The organism is Muriicola sp. Z0-33 (assembly GCF_026126425.1).
GTDB lineage: Bacteria > Bacteroidota > Bacteroidia > Flavobacteriales > Flavobacteriaceae > JAFMPW01.
The window spans coordinates 116,511-137,125 of sequence record NZ_JAFMPW010000004.1; the positions used below are offsets into that span (position 1 = coordinate 116,511).

The 20,615-nt window shown below is 36.3% G+C and carries 16 protein-coding genes and 2 tRNA genes; 5 read left to right on the forward strand and 13 right to left on the reverse strand.

The features are described 5' to 3' along the window. Positions 1–205 precede the first annotated feature (205 nt). The 3 genes from mutS (at position 206) to J1G40_RS07870 (ending at position 3,268) form a co-directional block, all read left to right on the forward strand. Positions 206–2,788, forward strand: coding sequence for a DNA mismatch repair protein MutS (mutS, locus tag J1G40_RS07860; RefSeq protein ID WP_265242071.1), 2,583 nt, complete (start codon positions 206–208; stop codon positions 2,786–2,788). Positions 2,789–2,934: 146 nt separating this feature from the next. Beyond that, a tRNA-Gly gene (locus tag J1G40_RS07865) sits at positions 2,935–3,007 on the forward strand. Between the two features lie 177 nt (positions 3,008–3,184). After that, a tRNA-Leu gene (locus tag J1G40_RS07870) sits at positions 3,185–3,268 on the forward strand. Between the two features lie 90 nt (positions 3,269–3,358). Here the strand turns inward: J1G40_RS07870 and J1G40_RS07875 are convergent. From J1G40_RS07875 to J1G40_RS07925, 11 genes are all read right to left on the reverse strand, one after another. Next, positions 3,359–3,655 carry a hypothetical protein gene (locus J1G40_RS07875; RefSeq protein WP_265242072.1) on the reverse strand — a complete coding sequence of 99 codons (297 nt, stop codon included), beginning with the start codon at positions 3,653–3,655 and terminating at the stop codon, positions 3,359–3,361. Positions 3,656–3,677: 22 nt separating this feature from the next. Further along, on the reverse strand, positions 3,678–3,959 hold the full coding sequence (locus J1G40_RS07880) for a hypothetical protein (RefSeq protein WP_265242073.1): 282 nt from the start codon (positions 3,957–3,959) through the stop codon (positions 3,678–3,680). Positions 3,960–4,077: 118 nt separating this feature from the next. Then, positions 4,078–4,641: a hypothetical protein gene (locus tag J1G40_RS07885; protein ID WP_265242074.1), complete on the reverse strand. Its 564-nt coding sequence runs from the start codon at positions 4,639–4,641 to the stop codon at positions 4,078–4,080. Positions 4,642–4,715: 74 nt separating this feature from the next. Beyond that, positions 4,716–5,630, reverse strand: a complete 915-nt coding sequence (locus J1G40_RS07890) for a phage/plasmid replication domain-containing protein (RefSeq protein WP_265242075.1) — start codon at positions 5,628–5,630, stop codon at positions 4,716–4,718. Positions 5,631–5,686: 56 nt separating this feature from the next. Then, the gene (locus J1G40_RS07895; protein WP_265242076.1) at positions 5,687–6,214 is read right to left on the reverse strand and encodes a hypothetical protein; all 528 of its coding nucleotides are present in this window, start codon (positions 6,212–6,214) and stop codon (positions 5,687–5,689) included. After that, the gene (locus J1G40_RS07900; RefSeq protein ID WP_265242077.1) at positions 6,211–6,456 is read right to left on the reverse strand and encodes a helix-turn-helix domain-containing protein; all 246 of its coding nucleotides are present in this window, start codon (positions 6,454–6,456) and stop codon (positions 6,211–6,213) included. Before J1G40_RS07900 ends, J1G40_RS07895 begins: the two co-directional genes overlap by 4 nt. A gap of 109 nt (positions 6,457–6,565) precedes the next feature. Further along, positions 6,566–7,345 carry a hypothetical protein gene (locus J1G40_RS07905; RefSeq protein WP_265242078.1) on the reverse strand — a complete coding sequence of 260 codons (780 nt, stop codon included), beginning with the start codon at positions 7,343–7,345 and terminating at the stop codon, positions 6,566–6,568. Beyond that, entirely contained in the window at positions 7,346–8,398 is a 1,053-nt protein-coding gene (locus tag J1G40_RS07910; protein WP_265242079.1) for a site-specific integrase, read from the reverse strand. A 383-nt stretch (positions 8,399–8,781) separates the two neighbouring features. Continuing rightward, entirely contained in the window at positions 8,782–12,501 is a 3,720-nt protein-coding gene (locus tag J1G40_RS07915) for a leucine-rich repeat domain-containing protein (protein WP_265242080.1), read from the reverse strand. Positions 12,502–12,657: 156 nt separating this feature from the next. Then, the gene (locus J1G40_RS18350; RefSeq protein ID WP_414855663.1) at positions 12,658–13,002 is read right to left on the reverse strand and encodes a DUF6090 family protein; all 345 of its coding nucleotides are present in this window, start codon (positions 13,000–13,002) and stop codon (positions 12,658–12,660) included. Positions 13,003–13,406: 404 nt separating this feature from the next. Continuing rightward, a complete protein-coding gene (locus J1G40_RS07925) occupies positions 13,407–14,042 on the reverse strand; it encodes a hypothetical protein (RefSeq protein ID WP_265242081.1) in 636 nt (211 codons plus the stop codon). Positions 14,043–14,637: 595 nt separating this feature from the next. Between J1G40_RS07925 and J1G40_RS07930 the strand changes: the two genes are divergently transcribed. Next, complete coding sequence (locus J1G40_RS07930; protein ID WP_265242082.1) at positions 14,638–17,724, forward strand: InlB B-repeat-containing protein; 3,087 nt, start codon at positions 14,638–14,640, stop codon at positions 17,722–17,724. Between the two features lie 508 nt (positions 17,725–18,232). On the opposite strand, the gene J1G40_RS07935 is transcribed toward J1G40_RS07930, so the two are convergent. Further along, positions 18,233–18,502, reverse strand: a complete 270-nt coding sequence (locus tag J1G40_RS07935) for a T9SS type A sorting domain-containing protein (RefSeq protein ID WP_321160195.1) — start codon at positions 18,500–18,502, stop codon at positions 18,233–18,235. Continuing rightward, positions 18,478–18,669, reverse strand: coding sequence for a hypothetical protein (locus tag J1G40_RS07940; RefSeq protein ID WP_265242083.1), 192 nt, complete (start codon positions 18,667–18,669; stop codon positions 18,478–18,480). Before J1G40_RS07940 ends, J1G40_RS07935 begins: the two co-directional genes overlap by 25 nt. 136 nt (positions 18,670–18,805) lie before the next feature. Here J1G40_RS07940 and J1G40_RS07945 point away from each other — a divergent pair, with 136 nt between their 5' ends. Next, on the forward strand, positions 18,806–20,428 hold the full coding sequence (locus J1G40_RS07945) for an alpha/beta hydrolase (RefSeq protein ID WP_265242084.1): 1,623 nt from the start codon (positions 18,806–18,808) through the stop codon (positions 20,426–20,428). Positions 20,429–20,615 lie beyond the last annotated feature (187 nt).

Consider the following 20,615-nt stretch of genomic DNA (forward strand, 5'->3'; position numbering starts at 1 on the left):
ATCCTTCGCCTACGCTCAGGATTCGTTCAACCAACCAATTTGCTGTACCATCAAATTGCGGTTTCACGAAGTTATCCTGAAATATCAACAATGGTTTATGATCATAGGAGAAAATAGTACATTCGTTTTAGTACATTTTTTGTAAAAATAAACTATTCAATTCGCTTTGACGACATCCAAAAAAACAAAAAAGGTTACCCCTTTAATGAAGCAATACAATACCATCAAGACCAAATATCCTGATGCGCTGTTGTTATTTCGTGTTGGGGATTTCTATGAAACCTTTGGTGCAGATGCTGTTAAAGCTTCCAAAATATTGGGAATCATCCTTACCCATAGGAACAACGGGGGAGACAGAACAGAACTGGCAGGTTTTCCACACCATTCATTAAATACCTATTTGCCCAAGCTGGTAAAAGCCGGGGAGCGGGTGGCCATTTGCGATCAGTTAGAAGATCCCAAACTAACAAAGACCATTGTAAAAAGGGGAGTAACAGAATTAGTGACCCCCGGGGTAGCTATGAATGACGATATTTTAGAGGCTAACACCAATAATTTTCTCTGTGCCGTTCAATTTGGCAGAAGTTTGTTTGGCATTGCCTTTCTGGATATTTCTACCGGAGAATTTTTGGTGTCGGAAGGTAATGAGGAACAAATAGATAAATTGCTCCAAAATTTTACCCCAAGTGAAATCCTGGTATCCAAAAACCACAAAACAGACTTTGAGGCCACTTTTGGAAAGGAACACCATACTTTTTTCCTGGAAGATTGGATATTTCAGGAAGATTATGCCAGCGAAACCCTGACCACCCATTTTAAGACCACTTCATTGAAGGGTTTTGGGATTTCACATTTGCACCATGGTATTATTGCTTCAGGAACAGTATTGCATTATCTTTCTGAAACACAGCACAGGAGGTTACAACACATAAATACCATTCATCGGATAGCAGAAGAAGACCATGTATGGATGGATAGATTTACCATCAACAATCTGGAGCTGTACCATTCTTACAACCCCAATGCGGTAACCCTCCTGGACGTTATAGACAAGACCATGTCGCCTATGGGTGGCCGTATGTTAAAAAGGTGGCTGGCGCTTCCTTTAAAAAATATTGAAAGAATAAGGAGCCGGCATCAGGTGATTACATACCTCATTGGCCATGACGAAGTTTTTCAAAAGTTGCAACATTGGATAAAGCAGTTGGGAGATCTGGAACGTTTAATCTCCAAAGTGGCAACTGGCAAAATAAACCCAAGGGAAGTCATACAACTCAAAAATTCCCTGGAAGCCCTGGTGCCGATTAAATCGCTTGCCATAGCTTCTGATAACACATCATTAAAAAATATAGGGGAAAGTATAGACAATTGTGATCTGTTGAGGGAGAAGATCAAGGAAATGCTACAGGAAGAAGCACCGGTAAATATCCTTAAAGGAAGTGTGATTGCAGAAAACTATTCTGAAGAATTAGATGAACTCAGGGCACTCAGGTTCTCAGGGAAGGATCATTTGGATAAGATGCTGCAAAGAGAAACCGAGCGCACGGGTATTACTTCACTTAAGATTGCTTCTAACAATGTTTTCGGGTATTATATAGAAGTTAGAAATACCCATAAAGACAAGGTTCCTGAAGAGTGGATCAGGAAACAAACCCTGGTTAGCGCAGAACGTTATATTACCGAAGAATTAAAAGAATATGAAACCAAGATTTTAGGGGCAGAAGAGCGTATAATGCAGCTAGAACAGCAATTGTTTGCCCAATTGGTAGTCTGGATGCAAGAGTATATTGCAACGGTTCAGCAGAATGCCATACAAGTAGCCCAATTAGATTGCCTCTGTGGGTTTACCCAACTTGCAGAAGAGAACAATTATGTTGCGCCTGTAATTAATGACAGCACGGAAATAGAAATAAAGAACGGGCGTCATCCGGTAATAGAAAAACAATTGCCTTTAGGGGAGGCATACGTCCCTAACGATCTTATCCTTAACCGGGAGAACCAGCAAATTATTATGATCACCGGGCCCAACATGAGTGGTAAATCTGCCATTCTAAGGCAAACCGCTTTAATTGTTTTATTGGCACAAATTGGGAGTTTTGTCCCGGCCGAGGCGGCTACCTTAGGGGTGGTAGACAAAATTTTTACCCGTGTGGGCGCCAGTGATAATATTTCAATGGGGGAGTCTACTTTTATGGTAGAGATGAATGAGACGGCTTCTATTCTTAACAATTTATCTGAACGCAGCCTGGTATTATTAGATGAAATTGGGCGGGGCACCAGCACCTACGATGGGATCTCTATCGCCTGGTCTATCTCTGAGTATTTGCATGAACATCCTGCGCGGGCGAAAACGCTTTTTGCGACGCATTATCATGAGCTCAACGAGATGGAGGTAACTTTTGAGCGGATAAAGAATTACAATGTGTCTATCAAGGAACTGCAAGACAAGGTGCTATTTCTGAGGAAACTTGCCCCCGGGGGAAGCCAGCATAGTTTTGGAATACATGTAGCAAAAATGGCCGGGATGCCCCAGCAGGTGATTTCCAAAGCCAATAAGATTCTGAAAAAGTTAGAGAAATCGCACAGTAGTGAAGAGCTGACAGACAAGCTACAGACCGTACAAAGCGATATGCAACTGAGTTTCTTTAATCTGGACGATCCGTTGCTGGAGCAGATTAAGGAAGAGATTCTTCATTTAGACATAGATACCCTTACTCCGGTAGAAGCGCTTATGAAGTTAAATGAAATTAAGCGTTTGCTTAGTAAAAATAAAAAAGCCAGCTCTTAGCGGTTCACTGGGCTGCTGTTTTTAAATTGTTCTGCACATCTGTATTTCTTTTTAATCAAAAGTTCTTTTCATTTTACAGAATTGTATTAAATTTGCGTCCGCGTCTGGAGCAATTAGAATTACAGGCGTTAAGTTCTTTAAATTTCGCGAAAATAGCTCAGTTGGTAGAGCGCCACCTTGCCAAGGTGGAGGTCGCGGGTTCGAATCCCGTTTTTCGCTCGGAGTGCATGAATTTGAGCGAGTATTAAATTAAACTCGATCGATACTGCGACCTCGGTCGCGGGCCTGCCTGACGGCAGGCAGGTTCGAATCCCGTTTTTCGCTCAGGAGAACGCTGCCTGTCGGCGTTTTTTTATGCACTACCGCTCCTTTGTGAATGCAATGGAGTAAAAGCGCGCTCGAGTGGTGGAATTGGTAGACACGTTGGACTTAAAATCCAATGGCCATTAGGCCGTGCGGGTTCAAGTCCCGCCTCGAGTACTTATAAGCCCTGTTAATCATTTGATTTTCAGGGTTTTATATTATAACTGGTAACATTATAGTAACAATAATAGACTTTCTAGGTTAATTTTATTTAATTTTATCAATCAGATCTTCAAATGTTATGTCCTCATATCTAATGCCATATTGAATAATTATGGCCATATCTCCCTTATTACCTATTTCATGATACATTAGTATTTTTCTATATTCAGAAGTTAATTCATTATAAATAGGCTCTAAGCCTTCTTCATTTTTAAGTTTCATAAGTACTTTGTGAGAATCCTTATCACTTATTCTTTTCTTAATATTATTAGTGCACCCTACTAATGATAATACAGTTATGATAATTATTAATATCCTTGGTAACCTAAATATGTTTTTCATAGAAATTTGACTCTAAGACCTTCTAAAGAGAAATGTGCTCGGGGAATAACGGCTGTTCAATAAATGTATTTATCTGCTTTGATTCCATTGGCTTTCCATATGCATATTCCAAAAGTAGTTTTAGGTGCGGGAATGATTCTCTCGCCATTGAGGCAATATGTTCAAAAGCCTTTTCTTCACTTCCAAAAACTTCCTGCAATGCATTAATCGATAGGCCTCTAATTCTGTCCTCATCAGCCTTGGGTTTTCTACCCGCATAGCCTTTTGTACTATGCCCGCCATTATTTGACCTTCCATCTGGCATTTTAATTTTGTTTTAATTAATTAATAATAATTAATCTTCTTTATTAAATCCCCTTTATAGAGTGGAAAAACACTAAAAATTTGAAAAAACTTGATTATTCAATTCCTTATTTTGAAATTTACCAATCATCATCGTCACTATCGGAGGTATTCTTGATAACAAATTCATTTTTAAAGAAACTATCAATTTTTTTCATCAATTGCACATTGGTTTTGCCAGTTTTAAATTTAGAGCCCTTGCCATTTAAAAACCAGGATTCTACCGGCGTATCGCCAAAAGAAAAACCATCTAATGAAGTCTTAGAAGTCATAAATAGGATTTCAAAAATTTGTATTCGGTATCTTCCCTTCTTGAAGGATATGTTGTACTTAAAATTCATTGGTAATCCAGAATCCGGCATATAAACTTCTTTCATAAATCCTAATATTGAATTATCAGTCAACTTATGATTCGCTATATTGTTTTTGATAATCACGTTATCTAAATAAGACTTCATTAATGAATCTTTTGGTTTCTCATTTTCAACAATTAATTCCCAGATTATTTTTCTTGAACCACTTTCGGTATGAAAATTCAGGTATTTAAGATCATCCTGACCTGTTGCATAGAAAGTGGTCATAATGAGCATAATTATTAATGAATTGGGCATATTAAAAGTACTGTAAAAATGACTATTTTTCATATCAATCTTTGAACTAATTACTTCCCAATTTAATAAAAATCCTTTTTATGAGCTGGAGTCATTCACAGGAGCAACTATCTATAATATTCCTTAACCTGATTAATTTTTTTATCCAACTCTTTTATTAAATCAGATTCTAAAGTAAGGCCGCCGAGATGTGCTAAGCCCTTTTTAAAGCGCTGTGCTTCCTTTTTTGTAGTGAAATTGTCCTTCCAGCCATCTACCAAAGAAACAATCTCATTTTGCCCTATTTTGGCCACCAATGCACTTAATAGAATTTCTTTTGCTTTTTTGCAGGTAAGATTATCTACTCCTGGATTCATAACCTTATTTTTTTTTATGTTCTTATATTCTGAAGCCCACCTATGCACGATCTGAATATATACCTCATCACTATACAAATCCCGGGCAGTTAGACTGGCCATGTTAAATTGTTTTAATAGCCTATTTCTAAATCTTACTTCAAATCTAAGTACATTTTTTCCCATCCATGCATCAGGTATAATTTCACCATTCATTTTACCCTCCAATGCCTTGTCATAAAAAATAAGGGTTCTTAGGCCGTTTCTATAATAAAGGCTGTTTAATATTTGCTGCCTATAATAGTACCTACAAATACCAAGAAAAGGATAATAAGCAACAACTGGCTCTTGCATCACAAAGTTATGCGCAACATCCAAAGATGAGGCCCTGGCTTGCTTAATATCTATGCTGAATGTATCGCTTAACATTTCAATGCTCAACTCAAATTCCTGCCGGGTAAGTTTTTTAAAATTGTACCCATGATAAAATTTATTAGGACTACCCTTTATAGAAAATCCCTCTTCTCCTACCGATACAAATAGGTTTTTATAGTTTCCAGTAATCCACCAGTTGCCATTAGATTTCTCTTTAAATGTAGTGTTGGATAGCAAAGCGGGTATTTTGTCCTTATACCCGCTCCCCACCAATTCTCCTGAAGGCATCCACAATCCTACGCTATCATACATAACTCTGTAGGTAGTGGACAAGAATTGTCCTTAGATACCACTTACTAATAGCACCTCTATCCATAACTGTAGAATGTTTTAGCCCTATTTCTATGGTTTTCAATCTCAGCGTCAAAATCCCCACCCAAAATTGATTGGAGTAATTCCCCGGCAAATCCTTTCTGGTTTCTTAACACCAGAATTTCCAGTTGCGTGAAAGCATCATCTATAAGAAAGATGTATAAATCCTGTCTAAAAGAGAAAACAGGATTATTTCTACCATCTTTTAAATAAGGTTTTCCATTGGGATTGCCATAACCGATATTGCTATTGGCATCTTCAAAATATAGACTAGAAAAATTTAAGTTCTTTCCACCTACAAGGGCAAATTCTGCCATCCTTCTTTTGTCTGCAATGACGAACTCTTTGGTGTCCATTAATGAAAGTTTAAACATCCCTTTAGGATTTATGAATGGATTTATGCCATCATATTGACCGCTGTATTCAACACAATCATACCTGGGTACTTTTGCTCCGACTTTTATATTATTCTTGGCTTTTACCTCATCTGAAAGTAATACAAGCCTGTAGTATGCTGTGATCATTTGGCTTTGCTTTTTGAGGTTAAAAGATAATTTGCTGCCTGTGCTTCTACATCATCAGCCGAAACGGCTTCTACTCTATTTTGCAATAAATAATCATCTAAACTTTGCTTTTTAAAGAAGATATTCTTGCCATTAGGCTTAAAGTGTGTAATTCTTTTAAAGTGTGTTAGCTTGTATAAATGGCTCTTACTATAGCCGGTATACATTGCTGCATCACTAAGATTAAAAATTGTTTTTTCCATCTTATTATATTTTATGGATTAATAAAATGGACAGGCCTGTCCTATATGTAAATACAGGTGTAAAGAAAGAAAGGAAAAAGTAGATTATAGGGGTACTAATGGGTAACGGTTACCCTTTGCTTAGTTGCTTAGCAATAGTTTTTTTTAAGTCCTGTAAGGCTTCAAAATATGATTCTGAATATGGAGTGCCCTTATTCTTTTTTCTGATTTTGACTCCTTTTGCATAGTTTGGATTAATCGCTTGTCCTTTTGCAGTGAAGTATTGTGCCAATTTTCCATAAAAACCACCTTTGCTTTTATGTGCCTTACTTGTAGGCTCCTTTATAATATCAGCATCCACCAGCAAATCAAAAAAATGTATTAAATCAGTTTGGTTTAGGTTGAAATCCAAAGGTTCTATTGTACTATTTAAAGATTGGCTCTTCTTCATTTCAATAAGTTTTAATATCTCTTCAAAGGCAATTTTCTGTCTCAAAAACTCTACATTATTAAAAAGCAAATTGCCGTTCTCCTCATAGTAGAATACAGTTATCAAAATTTCTAATTCCTTGTAACTAAATATTCTTATTCTAGCATTTTTGAAGCTGTTCAATGCTTCTTGTTTTGAATTATACCAACTGCCTAAATCTTTGTAATGAATACCATTATCAAAATTTCTTCCTACAAGTTCACTTAATGATTTTCTTCCTGTAGTTGTATTATCAAATTCTATTTCGTGCATCTCAAAATTTTCAAGCACACCTGCAATTTCTAAATACTTTTCTTCTAAAAAATGAGCATATATTATTTCATCCCCTGATTCAATTGTATTCTGAAAATTTTGTAAATCCTTTTTGTAATTAGATTTAAAATCTTCAAGAGTTAAATAGTACTTAAAAGGGATCTCCATTTAGCTTAAATTTGAAGTAGCATCATCTTTGATGCTGTTTACATAGTTGAGGTATTTAATTGTATGGGCAGTGGAACTATGCCCTAAAGCATCGGCGACGGTTTTAAGGTTAGCGCCATTTGAGAGCAACCTAACGGCAAATGTATGCCTCCCACAATAGAAAGTTATATTCTTATCAATCTTAGCTCGCCTTAACCAATTTGTAAGGTTCTTTTTAATAGCAACCTCACTAAGAAATTTGTTTTTGTGTTTTAAGTCAAAGATCAATCCTTCGGAAGGCTCCCCGGCTAAACCTAAAGCCGAAGCACTTAACTTAATGTTAATTTCACTATTAGTCTTTACCCGATCAATTACCAAACGGTTATTTATGATATTCTTCCAGGCGAGTTTTTTAAATTCTGCATAGCCAAGTCCAGTATAGCAAGCAAACAAAAATGCCCGCTTTACCTCATCATTGCCGCATCTAGTTTTTTTCAATATGGCAATTTCATCTTCCGTCAATACTTGTTTTGTTAATGTAGCTTCTGCCTTCTTGTTATTACTTTCCCACCTTACATTTTTGTAAATGCCTTCTTTTATATAGCCTTCTTTTTGGGCATGAATAAGTACCTTCTTAAACCGCTTCCAATAGCTGTATGGGGTTTCTCCATTCAATCCTGCTTCATGAAGTAGATAATGCCTAAATTTTTCAATATGGAGTTGGTTAAGGCTGCTAATTGCCAGTTTAGGCTTCTGAAGATATTGCCGGAATTTATTAAGGGCATTTTTAATACTCCTTACATCTTTTTGTTTGTAGTTATCAATATAATTATCAAAGTACTGTGCTACGGTAATTTTCTTTTTATGCTTAGGTACAAAATGAGTTCCTTCACTTTCAATTTCTAATGCCCTTTGCGCTCTTATTGTTTCAGCTAACGCCTTCTTTTGGATTCTATCATCACCTTTTTCTACAGAATGCAGCCATTCATAACTTCTATTACCATTGTGGTAAATATCCAGATAATATCTTTTACCACCTTTAGAAAGGCTTCTTTCTCTTAATTTTACACCCATAAATATTTCCCTTGTTATAATACCGCTATAAATAGACTACTTAAAAGCCAGTAACATTATAGTAACAGTATTAGTAACAAATATAAGAAAATAAAAGAAATGAAAGATGAGGTTTTGAAGTCTTAACTATTTGATTATCTTTAACTTTAGATAACATTTTATTTCCTTTGTTATCAAGGTTTTGTACCCGCCTCGAGTACTTAAGCCATACATATCTTATTGATTTATAGGGCTTTATTATTAGCAATGCTAAATTCTTCCCGACATTTTAGCAATTAAAATGAATGGTCATCAAGGCAACGGTTTCAGTTTTCTTAAATACTGTACTTTGTCCTAAGAATGCTAATCAGCAAATAGTAAACCATTAAGTTCCATTATTAAGTTTATAAATCAATTAAAAATTCTAAGTAATTATCATAGTCTATATTACAATTCACTTTACAGGAGCGATTCCTATCCAAAAAGGAATTCAATTCAATTAGATGTTCTTCATAGATTTCCTTCTCAACGCTTAGGGAAATAAGGCTGGTAAGATTTACAATACTATTTATACTTTTAAGGCCAGAATTATCTCCTAGGGTCAGGGAAGTGAGGTTGGTTAACTTTTCAATACCTTCTAAACTGGTAAGACTATCATTATTATCAAGGGTCAGGGAAGTGAGGTTGGTTAACTTTTCAATGCCATCCAAACTGGTAAGGCCATAATTACGTTCAAGGGTCAAGGAAGTAAGACCATTTAACCCTTCAAGACCTTCTAAACTGGCAAGGCCAGAATTACCTTCAAGGATCAGGGAAGTAAGGTTGGTCAACTTTTCAAGACCTTCTAAACTGGCAAGGCCAGAATTACCTTCAAGGATCAGGGAAGTAAGGTTGGTCAACTTTTCAATGCCATCCAAACTGGCCAGGCCAGAATTACCTTCAAGGGTCAGGGAAGTAAGGTTAGTTAACTTTTCAATGCCATCCAAACTGGCAAGGCCAGAATTACCTTCAAGGGTCAGGGAAGTGAGGTTGGTTAACTTTTTAAGACGTTCTAAACTGGTAAGACTATTATTATTAAAAAGAGTCAACGAAGTAAGGCCATTTAACCTTTCAAGTCCTTCTAAACTGGTAAGGCCAGAATTACCTCCGAGGGTCAGGGAAGTGAGGTTGGTTAGCTTTTCAATGCCATCCAAACTGGTAAGTCTATTATTATTAAATAGAGTCAATGAAGTAAGACCAGTCAGATTTTCAATTCCCTTTAGGCTCCTAAGAGAGTAATTATTTTTTAATGCCAGGGTATTAAGCGATTTAATATCATTAAGTGACTTCAAATTATTTATTCCATTAACAGAAGTAACTGTTAATTCAGAAAGTGATGAAAGTTGTTCTATACCTGTTAAACGGTGTAATTTGTAATTATTTAAAATGGCCAAGTAATTAAGACTAGTTAACTTTTCAATACCATCTAAACTGGTAAGGCCTGAATTACCTTCAAGGGTCAGGGAAGTAAGGTTGGTTAATTTTTTAATACCTTCTAAACTGGCAAGACTATCATTATTATCAAGGGTCAGGGAAGTGAGGTTGGTTAACTTTTCAATGCCATCCAAACTGGTAACGCTATAATTACGTTCAAGAGTCAAGGTGGTAAGGCCATTTAACCTTTCAAGACCTTCTAAACTGGCAAGGCCAGAATTACGTTCAAGGGTCAGGGAGGTAAGACCATTTAACCTTTCAAGACCTTCTAAACTGGCAAGGCCAGAATTACGTTCAAGGGTCAGGGAAGTAAGCTTGGGTAAGTTTTTAAGACCTTCTAAACTGGCAAGACTATCATTATTATCAAGGGTCAGGGAAGTAAGGTTGGGTAAGTTTTTAAGACCTTCTAAACTGGCAAGACCAATATTATTATCAAGGGTCAGGGAAGTGAGGTTGGTTAACTTTTCAATACCTTCTAAACTGGTAAGACTATTATTTTCAATAATCGTTACCGTATCAATTCTAATATTGTTTTTAAAACCATTTAAAAAATCAAGATTTCCCTTTACACTGGATAGTATCGATAGATGATTCAAATTTTCGAATAAATTTAGATTACCCCGCAAAACCGATTCCGTAAAAGGGGATACAGTTACAGTTTTAATTGAATCAAGATTTCTTCCATATCTTAAAAATTCAAAATATAAGCTCTTATCAACTAAAGATTCAATATCACTTATGAATTCCTTTTTTTGCCTATTTAAAACTGCAAAACTTATGGTATAAAATAGTATTATACTCAAGAATATAATTATCCCAGTACCTCTATAAATTTTACTGTTTAAGGTTTTTTTAGCTTGTAATAAAAAAGTGTCAATTTCCTCATTGCAAAGATCGGGATTACTAGTGGACCACTTCCTGGCTCTTGCCAATTGTTTCCTTCCATACAGCAGTCGTTCCTCTCCTTTTTTAAACGCAGCAATATCCAGAATTATCCTTTTCTTCTGTTCCAGTGCTTCTCTCCTTTCATCTATCCAGCCTTTTAGTCGATCCCATTTGCGTATTAATACTTCATGGATTATACTCACGTTTATGGAAGTATCTTTACTTTCAAAAACATGTATAAGACGACTTTTTTCACTCACTAGGACCTCAAATATTTCGGTAATGATATGCTCCGGATACATTTTCAAAATAGAATACAAATCAGTCTTTAATACCGTTCTTTTAACATCTAAGAGATTCTCATTGACTTCCACAAGATTCACAAAAATGCTTTTTAGAATAGCCTCTTTTACTTTATCCCTTCCATGATTCGTTATTCTCTTGACGACTTGTTCCGCATGGGTTTCTATAATACCAGCAATACCTTTCCCTTCAGAAATTTGACTAAATTCTGTTGTACTTATGAGTCGATCCGCTATGGATTCTTGATTCCAGATACGTTGCAGGGTAAATTGTAATATGGATAAAGAGCCTTCTACTTCTTTAATCTGATTGGTAATTTCATTCACTAATTCTTTTTCAATGACCACACCATTTTTAAGAGCAGGCCTGGTAATAATTTCTTCCATACTCTGTTGCCAATTGGGGGCATGCACTTTATAGTCAAGGCTGCTTATTGGAAAAATGATCTGATGGTTTTTTACAAAGTCAAAATTGGCCAGTTGGGAAAGGAAATCACTCCGAAATGTTGTGATCACAACAATACCTGAAACCGTTCTTTCAGGATCAACAACTTCTTCCAAAAAATCAAAAAGCTGTTTTCTTTCTTCCAGACCTTCGGGAGAATTGCATTGGGTGATCACTTCTTCGAACTGGTCGAAAAATAGAATTAATTTAGCTGTCCTTGTTGCATTAGACAATACTTCTTCATCAGAAATACCCACTAGCTTCAATTGGTATTTAAGGTTGGTAAAAGGTTCACTTCCCGGAGTAATTATGATTTGTAAATGATCTGAAAAACCTAGTTCTTCCCTTTTTTTAAGTCTATAGAGTAGTCCTGCACGAACAAACGAGCTTTTCCCCGTCCCAGAGTTTCCAATCACGGATATATTGGAAGGGCCACTTTTTGTAATTATCTTTTTTAAACAATCTTCCAGTTCCTGATCCCGCCCAAAGAAATAACCCCCGTCTTCTACCTCAAAAGAGGCAAGCCCTTTATAGGGGTTCTTATTATTGATAGGTGACTCAGATGCAAAAGGGATCAGGCATTCAAAAAGAATATTCTTGAGCTCAGTAAGATCTTTGAAGGTGTGTATGGGTCTTCCATCAAACTTCCCCAATAACTCATTGTGTTTGGTTTTATTGTCAATTATCGCCTCATCAAAAGACTCCAGACGCAAACAGAAGATGTATTTGTCATTGGCCAGGGCTGTATCTAATTCTATTTCGGTATAGGTTCTTTCTTCATCTGGAGGAAATGAACCTGTTCTATTGCCAAGAATAATGATATAAATGTCACTGCTTTGGACGGCTTCAACACAATCATCTACAAAAGGTGCATAGGTTCCATCGTCGAACATCCTTTCCATGATCTCACTCAACTCAAAATTATTCTTGAGCTGATTTTGAAAAAGATTGATTAATTCGAACCTGAAATCCTTTAGATCCCTAAATGTAGAGGATATGTAGACCTTCCATTTTGGCATGAAGCATTATTTTTTTGTTAGTTATCCCTTATATAATTATCAAAAGGCCTCCGAAATCAATTGGCATTACACCCGCCAATTGAAGAAGCCGTTTCATACTGTGAACTCTAAATGAGTTTACTCCTTTACTTAGCCTTAAACTTTTCTTTTCATCATTTAATTCCTTAACCATTGTCCCCCAAGGTACTGATGAAGTTGTTCATTCTGCGAATTGGCCTCATTCCAATTATTGATCTGTAAGGCTATGAAAATAACAATCACCACCAATACAATCTCCCCAATAGCATACTTCATGTATTTCAAAGGCTTGTTGTCATCGGCTAGTTTCTTGTGGATTTTTCTAAAGAAGTTGATCATGGAAGGATGGCTGGTTATACCATTAAATATAGGAATTAATAAAGGATCCTTTATAATTTGATTTTCTTTATCAACATGATCCAGTGGGCACTCGCGAGGCCAAGGGCCGAGTAATTCCGGCCGGTAAGTTTTCTTACTGTTCATTTTCTTTGCTTGCCCAGGGCCGATAAACATAAGTAAAGTATCCGTTTTTTGAGGAGCCAGCTGCAGAGTAGGTCAGCCGCATCATCTCGCCCAAAATTTAAATGCTACACCGTACCATCTAAATTTATGGCGTCTCCAGGGTTTCAATAATTCTTAACGCCAAGGTTCACTACACTACGGAAAAAGAATTCCTTAATTAAAATATTAACTGCTATTTCAGGAAATCTTTCGGACTTAGTTTGTTTTCAAAATGCTGGAGTGAGGACTCAGGGTGACATTATAATCCATAAGAAAATTTTATTGTCGATACTTTCATATGAAAACTTGTTGTAGCTCATTCTATTAGCCTAGGTTTGTTAGTCGACCCCCGTATTCTGTTTTCCGTGAATCAGTCTTAGTTTTGATTATGCCGTTCTTTTTTCAATTGCATCATATTTCCGACCTTTGACCATTTCATTTATACCGGCGATTTGACATAATTCTTTGATATACTTATTGAAGTTTTGAATGGCTATGGGTTTAGGTAAGCCTTTCTCTAAAATCTCTCGGGTTTTATCAAGGATGGGAATTGTTACTTTCTTACCAGTTTTTTGTTGTGTGAGTTCAATAACATCTAAGCCATTTCTCGAAACAAAATTAGTTTCTCTTAAATTCAAAAGATCACTTCCGCGTTGCCCAAGGTTACATCCTAATAGGAGCCATCTACGGGCATTTCTATGCGCTTCACTTATCAACTCAGCTTCTTCGATACTTTGAAGCTCCTGCTTAAACCCTTCAATGAATAGAAGATAGTATTGGTCTAAACTTATCGAATCATAAGGTAATGAAACGAGTATATCATATTCTAGATTCACAAATGAAGTTCTGACAGCCTTAAAAGTGTTGTTCTTTTCTGTTATAAAGAGCGTTTTAATTCTAAGACCATCTTCAATGGTATCAGTTTCCCAAATTTCTGATCCTGGCATATAAAATGTTACAGTGGAATCTATTTCATATTCATACCATTCAAGGTCCTGCCCGAACATGACTGAGAAAGACATTAAAGTAATTATGGGTAGTAATATGAATGTCCAGCGTTTGCCTTTAACAAATGGTCGATTTTTAAACTTTAGGTTGGTAATGGAAAAGAGTTCATTACAGGAAAAAAAAATATTACTAAAACCCCAATACCTCATTATTTGGTTATTTGAATACTGATAATTCGATTATAGATGGGGGTATTTAAAGGTAAAGAAAATATATTGGCGTTTAACTTAACCAAACCATAAGGATGGGTAAGTAGACGATTAATACGGAGTGAGGACCAAAGTTTTATAAAATATCCGCCAGCTATTTCCCTGACTACATTACTGGCCTTGCCGCGAAGTTAATTTAGGCGTTTTTTGAACACCTCATAGTGTCCATGTCAACCGAGCTCGACTGCGTAGATAAAACCCCAGTCTGTTTTGCTCAAATAGAGGGAAAGATCATTAATATCTACCCTTCTTTATTATTAACGAATAATTATACTCTTAAACCACCAGCAGTAGGTTTTTTAACATTTTTTTGTTTTCTTAGCATTCACCCCAATTCCATCCTTTCCTGTCTTGGTAATTCAGTTCCCCATTGAATTAGAATTTGTCAAACCAACCATTTATGAAAACCATAAAAGGAATATCTATTGTCCTGTTCTCCATACTATTTCTTATTACCTGCTCCAAAGGTGATGGAGAATCAGGAAATACAGATCAACCAGAAACCTTTAATCTAAATATATCTATTGAACCTTTTGGAGTAGCTGAGATTACCCCAGATAAAAAAGTATTCAATAAAGGTGAGATAGTCCAGGTTCGGGTTAATTCAATAACAGATAAATATGAGTTTGAAAATTGGTCGGGCGATACTTCAGGCAATTCCAATCAGGTTTCTGTTAAAATGGACTCGAATAAGGATATTACGGCGCATTTTTCCCGTATTTTTCAGACCCTTGATTTAGAGTCAGATGCCGCAAGTGAAGAAGAAGTAATTCTGGATACTGCCACTTACCAAGTCATCATTAATAAGGATGTTATTGGATCTAAATCCCTAAATATTGGAGATGTCATAACAGCCGATACATATCTTAGAAAAATAACGGAAATAAACGAATCTGAGTCGGAGCTATTTCTTGAAACGGAATTTGTTTCCATGGAAGAAGCTTTTGATAAAATTGATCTAGAAATATCAGAAGAATTGGTTTTAGATGAAACTTCTAATGAGTCTGGCAAATGGGGCGGCATTGGCATTTTATCTCAAAAGGAGTCCAAAGGTCCTATTAAATTAACTATAAGTCCTCCAATCGAAGTTGTTCCCGGCGTTGAACTGACAGGATCTTATGAGTTTTCTATTACACCCAATATTAAAATTGATAAACCCCTTTTCAAACCAATAAAAGAAATCAACTTCTCCTATAATATTAATTCCAAAACAACATTAACAGCTTCATTTCAGGCTTCAAATAGTATAGGCGGTGAAGTTCAAGTTGGAAATGATATAGTATTTCAACCTATAGTAACTGCTATTGCAGGTATCCCTGTTTACATTCAACCAATTGTTAAATTGTATGCGGGGGTAGAAGCTAGTTTGACAACTGATATTCAGACGAGTTATGTGCACGAACTAATTACCACCAATACACATCGATATTATAATGGTGAATGGACTACAACTAAAGAAAAGTCAGAAAATGCCTCCTTTGATAAACCTGAATTAGAAAATACCCTTGAGTCAAAGATTTATTTGAAGCCAGAGTTGATCTTCAAGTTGTACAATTTGGTTGGTCCTTTTGTAGATCTGGAATTAGGAGCTGGTGCAGAGGTTGCAATGGTGGATTGTGTAACATGGAATACTTATGGGTACATTGAAATGGGTGCCGGATTTAAGATGAAAATACTCAACCGACAATTTGATGTAGACTGGGATATTTTCTCTCTTGAACAAGTATTAAATTCTGGCGAGCTAGGATGTTCAGATTCCGGAGATGGTACTGACGATGGGACCGGTGACGGAACAGGTGATGGATCTGGAGATGGCTCCGGTGATGAAACTGGAGATGGGACAGGTGATGGGAGTGGAGATGGTACAGGTGATGGCGCCGGAGATGGTACAGATGGCGTCGGAGATGGGACTGGAGGAAATAGCGGGAATAATCTGGACCTTGACGAAGATGGCATAGACAATGAATATGATTGGTGTCCTGATACCCCCAGTGGAGAAAATGTTGACTCCAATGGATGTGCATTAAGCCAAAAAACTTGGGTAGAAGATGAGGCTTTTGAACATTATCTAGAGACTCACAGCATTAATGCAATTTATGCAACGGCTGTTGATTTAGGTTCCCCAGACTCCATGGGTGATGGAATCATAGGAAATAATTTAGTAAGGACCTCCAAAGTTAAGATCGTTGAAAGATTGAATGTAAGTAAGCAAGAGCTTAATGATCCAAATATAACTATTCGTGATTTGACGGGAATTGAAGCTTTTGTAGCCCTAAGAACATTAGAAGCTAATGACAATGAATTGACAAGTATAGACCTTGGTAATAATATTAATCTAGACGCACTGGAAATAATTAATAATAATCTTTCAACTATTGATTTAAGCAATAATGTAGCGCTAAGAGGGGTTGATTTGAGCAATAATAGTTTAACTACTCTAGATATATATAACAATCCAATTCTTGAGGCAGTACGTATAGACCATAATAACATAAGCTCTTTAGACTTCTCGAGTAACCCAAGCATTCAAAGAGTATATTTCAGCTCTAATCGTGTTTTGAATTTCGTGGCCACCTCTTCAATGAACACCATTGTTGGCCAAAGTAATGAGCTAGAAGCTATGGACTTATCAAATGCGACAAGTTTGCTAAGGTTGGATGTAAGAAACAATAGGTTGACCTCACTCGACATTTCTGCTGCTCACCCCACAGCGGGAACTGTAGCATTAAATAACAATTTAACCTGTGTACAAGTAAATCAGGAACAACTTGAGTTAGCGGAGAATAATGGATATGGAAATTTTGCTCTAGATCCTGGAGTATTAGTTTCCCTTGATTGTAATAACTCGTCTGATCCTGACCAAGATGGGGATGGTGTTTTAAATGAGAATGATCTATGTCCTGGAACCCAAATTGGCACCTCTGTTGATATAAATGGCTGTCCAATAAATACTTCTACAAATCTTCTTACAAATGGCAGTGCAGATCAGGGCACTCAGAATTGGATAGTATTTGGAGATTCTGGCACAGAATCATACTCTGGTCAAAATGTATTTTTCACCAAAGATATAGTGGACAATGCTTCATATCTATTTCAAGATGTTCTAATAGGAAGTGGAAATCAGAGTAAATACATTCTTTTAATTGGTAATTTATGGGTTGAAGACGAAGTGTCAGGTTCAATAACTAGACATCCTTCGCTATATGGATACCAAATGTCAGGAGACACATTTATAGAGGCATATATGCAAGGTCAGGATTTGTGGCACGATGCCCCAGCAGGAATATGGCAAGAAAGAAGCGGCATATACGAGATACTCCCTAATGTGGATAGAATACGCTTATTCTTATCACAGCAAGCACAAGTCGGAGACGATCCTGATGGCACAAAAGCTTTATATGATGATGTTGAAATTCGAATTTTTAACTCATTAGAAGAGGCTATAAATTATAGGGATAATATCTATAATCCTTCAATTCAGAATTAGGTCATTAACTAAATCATAAGACATAAGTAATACTCCAATCCCAAATACCAAAGGCTTTATCTGTTGGATAACTGACGTTGCCAAAACGGCGATTTAGGCGTTTTTTGAACACTTCGTAGTGTATGTGTCCAGTGTGCTCGACTTCGTAGATAAATCCCCAGTCTGTCTTGCTAATTTTGGCGAAAATGTAGCCTCTAAGATCAAGACCAATTTCTCTTTGTCCCTTTAAAACTCCAACTGCATCCACAAAGGTCTATGATCAGAAATGTAATACCTTAAATAAGCCCGAAAATCTTTACCAGACATATTGTTCCATAAATCTGGAAATATCTTGGTATCAAAATCAAATAAGCCGTGTTTTACGATTTTGGATTTAATTGATGGTAGAAATGCTATTTGGTCGTACATTTTGTCATCTGTTAAAGAACTAAAAGAAGAACCAAAAAAGTACTTCAACGAACTTAGGCATCAGCCAATAAAAAAGCCCCTCGTTCAAGGGGCTTTTTTTCTATTTTCTGACCACTAAGGGTACTTTGCCTACAACACCCGTATCATTGATAACACTCATATAATATACCCCAGCCGGTAATTCGGTGGTAGTCATGATATAAGTGTCTCCCTTAGACAATTCTGGTGTGCTTTGGTTCACCAGGACTCTTCCCTGAACATCGTGAATCATAATACCCTGGATGGCCACATCCGGATTCTCCATGGAAACCGTTACTTTGCTGATCGCAGGATTCGGATATAATATCAGGTTGCCAATGCCTGACCATATTTAAAAGCGACCGTACCGATTATCTCGTCCTTTTCAATATCCCATTTAACCTCAAAATAGAACTGCTCTATAGCATAGAGAACAAACTTTATATTGCCGTTGGTATAAATATCAAGGAACTTGCCTTTGGCAAATACGGTATCCCATTGCTCATCTTCTGAAAGCATTGTATTGATAGAGAGTAATGATAAATCTTATTATTTTTTTACATCTTGTAAATTAAGGATAAGGTTTTAGAGGTATCTATAATACAGGGATAAAATAGTATCTTCATGTACTTTCTTAACACTAGATATAAAATATATGGAACTAATCACCATAGCCCTTGAATTAGTTGTCATTACTATTTCAGAGAACAAGGAGGTGCCTGATGTAGATTCAGCTCCTAACAACTTTGTTTCCGATTCTGTAAGATGGATTTATACATGGTTGGAAAGAGGAGAATATGTTGGACTCATTACGAAGTTAGAAGAGGAACCCGATTCTCCTAATCTTAGAGAAGAGTTAAGGTTGGCTATGATCAAAAGGGCAGAAGCAGTTACACGATTTACGCAGGAACTAGAGTGGTGGATTAAAGAATCTAAAAAGCCAAATCCTAAAATAAGGATGACACAATCAGGTGTTTTAATATTTGAAGACACAAATATTAAAGCACAAAGAGATAATATTTCTAAGGATATAATAAGCAAAGGAAATATTCAAATTGGCAGCAATTATAATTTAGGGGATTTTGGTATAGTTGGATCGGATGGTCCGGAAGGATCCAATAAATCGAGGAGCATAATTAAAATGCAAGGCAATAGGATTGAAGACCAACAGAGGGAATCAGTGGATTCTCTAACGACAGGTAATGGTCTAAAAACTAATTCCAAGAGTAAAAATATTGGTGAGCAGTCAAATGCAAAAAAATTCACAACAATTGATGTATTCTATGCTACTGATAGAAAAAAAACGGGGCATTCAAAACCTACTAAGAAATATGGTGGGGAGAGAAATAACTTAGCAGATAGTAATCAAGAACCTCTTCAATATGGCATTTGTAAAGTTAGTATCCCATCAAATCATGAGGTAGGGAAAATAGAAGCTCCTAAATGGTGGAAATTCGAATTTACTTCTAATCCTGAAAAACATATTGTCTTGAAAAAAGTACAAGAGAGTTCAAAAGATACATTTTTTCATGAAATGAATGTGGCCATTCAATCCAGGAAAAAGGAAGAAGCTTTTGTATTTGTTCATGGATATAATGTGACATTCGCAGAGGCCGCAAAACGTACCGCACAAATTGCCTTTGATCTTAATTTCAATGGCGCACCAATTATGTACAGTTGGCCCTCTAATGGATTAATGGCTTCGTATACAATGGATGAAGCAAATATCGAATGGACCCAACCCCATTTACAAAATTTCCTGAATGACATTATGCATAAATCAACTGCCAAGACTATCCATTTAATTGCCCACAGCATGGGCAATCGAGCCTTAACCAGAGCGTTTGCTGATTTAAGCAATAACCATAAGAAAGTGGTAAGTAAGAAATTTAAAAAAGTAATTTTGACAGCTCCGGACATAGATGCAGATGTATTCAAAAATCAAATTGCTCCCGCAATGCTTAAATCCAAATCTCATATAACCTTATATGCCTCTTCAAATGACTTAGCACTCATAGCCTCGAAGAAAGTTCATGGCTATCCTCGTGCAGGTGATTCAGGAGAGAAATTATTAGTGCTTAAGGGGATTGAAACTATTGATGCTTCAGACGTCAATACAGGACTTCTCGGACATTCATACTTCGCAGAAAGTTTAGATATTATAACCGATATTTTCAAAATAATACACGAAGGAGTTCAAGCTTCTGAGAGGAAAGACTTAACGATAAAATCAGATGACCGGGGGGATTATTGGATAGTTCCAGGTAAAACTGTATAACCTCTTCCCTTACATGCATCCTTTGAGACGAAATTAATCACATTTGTTTTTTGATAAACACTGGATTAATCTTTAAATAAATTCTTATATGCCCGTTGAATTATCAGAATTGTCACTTATTGGTTTCACTTCTTGGCCTTTTTAATTGGTAAATAATGATTAAATTTTACATCATTTTAAAAGACTT

Bases quoted from the DNA above. Each gene is read 5' to 3' on its own strand.
- mutS (WP_265242071.1), top strand. From the start codon at position 206: ATGAAGCAATACAATACCATCAAGACCAAATATCCTGATGCGCTGTTG.
- J1G40_RS07875 (WP_265242072.1), bottom strand. From the start codon at position 3,655: ATGAAAAACATATTTAGGTTACCAAGGATATTAATAATTATCATAACT.
- J1G40_RS07880 (WP_265242073.1), bottom strand. From the start codon at position 3,959: ATGCCAGATGGAAGGTCAAATAATGGCGGGCATAGTACAAAAGGCTAT.
- J1G40_RS07885 (WP_265242074.1), bottom strand. From the start codon at position 4,641: ATGAAAAATAGTCATTTTTACAGTACTTTTAATATGCCCAATTCATTA.
- J1G40_RS07890 (WP_265242075.1), bottom strand. From the start codon at position 5,630: ATGTATGATAGCGTAGGATTGTGGATGCCTTCAGGAGAATTGGTGGGG.
- J1G40_RS07895 (WP_265242076.1), bottom strand. From the start codon at position 6,214: ATGATCACAGCATACTACAGGCTTGTATTACTTTCAGATGAGGTAAAA.
- J1G40_RS07900 (WP_265242077.1), bottom strand. From the start codon at position 6,456: ATGGAAAAAACAATTTTTAATCTTAGTGATGCAGCAATGTATACCGGC.
- J1G40_RS07905 (WP_265242078.1), bottom strand. From the start codon at position 7,345: ATGGAGATCCCTTTTAAGTACTATTTAACTCTTGAAGATTTTAAATCT.
- J1G40_RS07910 (WP_265242079.1), bottom strand. From the start codon at position 8,398: ATGGGTGTAAAATTAAGAGAAAGAAGCCTTTCTAAAGGTGGTAAAAGA.
- J1G40_RS07915 (WP_265242080.1), bottom strand. From the start codon at position 12,501: ATGCCAAAATGGAAGGTCTACATATCCTCTACATTTAGGGATCTAAAG.
- J1G40_RS18350 (WP_414855663.1), bottom strand. From the start codon at position 13,002: ATGAACAGTAAGAAAACTTACCGGCCGGAATTACTCGGCCCTTGGCCT.
- J1G40_RS07925 (WP_265242081.1), bottom strand. From the start codon at position 14,042: ATGTCTTTCTCAGTCATGTTCGGGCAGGACCTTGAATGGTATGAATAT.
- J1G40_RS07930 (WP_265242082.1), top strand. From the start codon at position 14,638: ATGAAAACCATAAAAGGAATATCTATTGTCCTGTTCTCCATACTATTT.
- J1G40_RS07940 (WP_265242083.1), bottom strand. From the start codon at position 18,669: ATGCTTTCAGAAGATGAGCAATGGGATACCGTATTTGCCAAAGGCAAG.
- J1G40_RS07945 (WP_265242084.1), top strand. From the start codon at position 18,806: ATGGAACTAATCACCATAGCCCTTGAATTAGTTGTCATTACTATTTCA.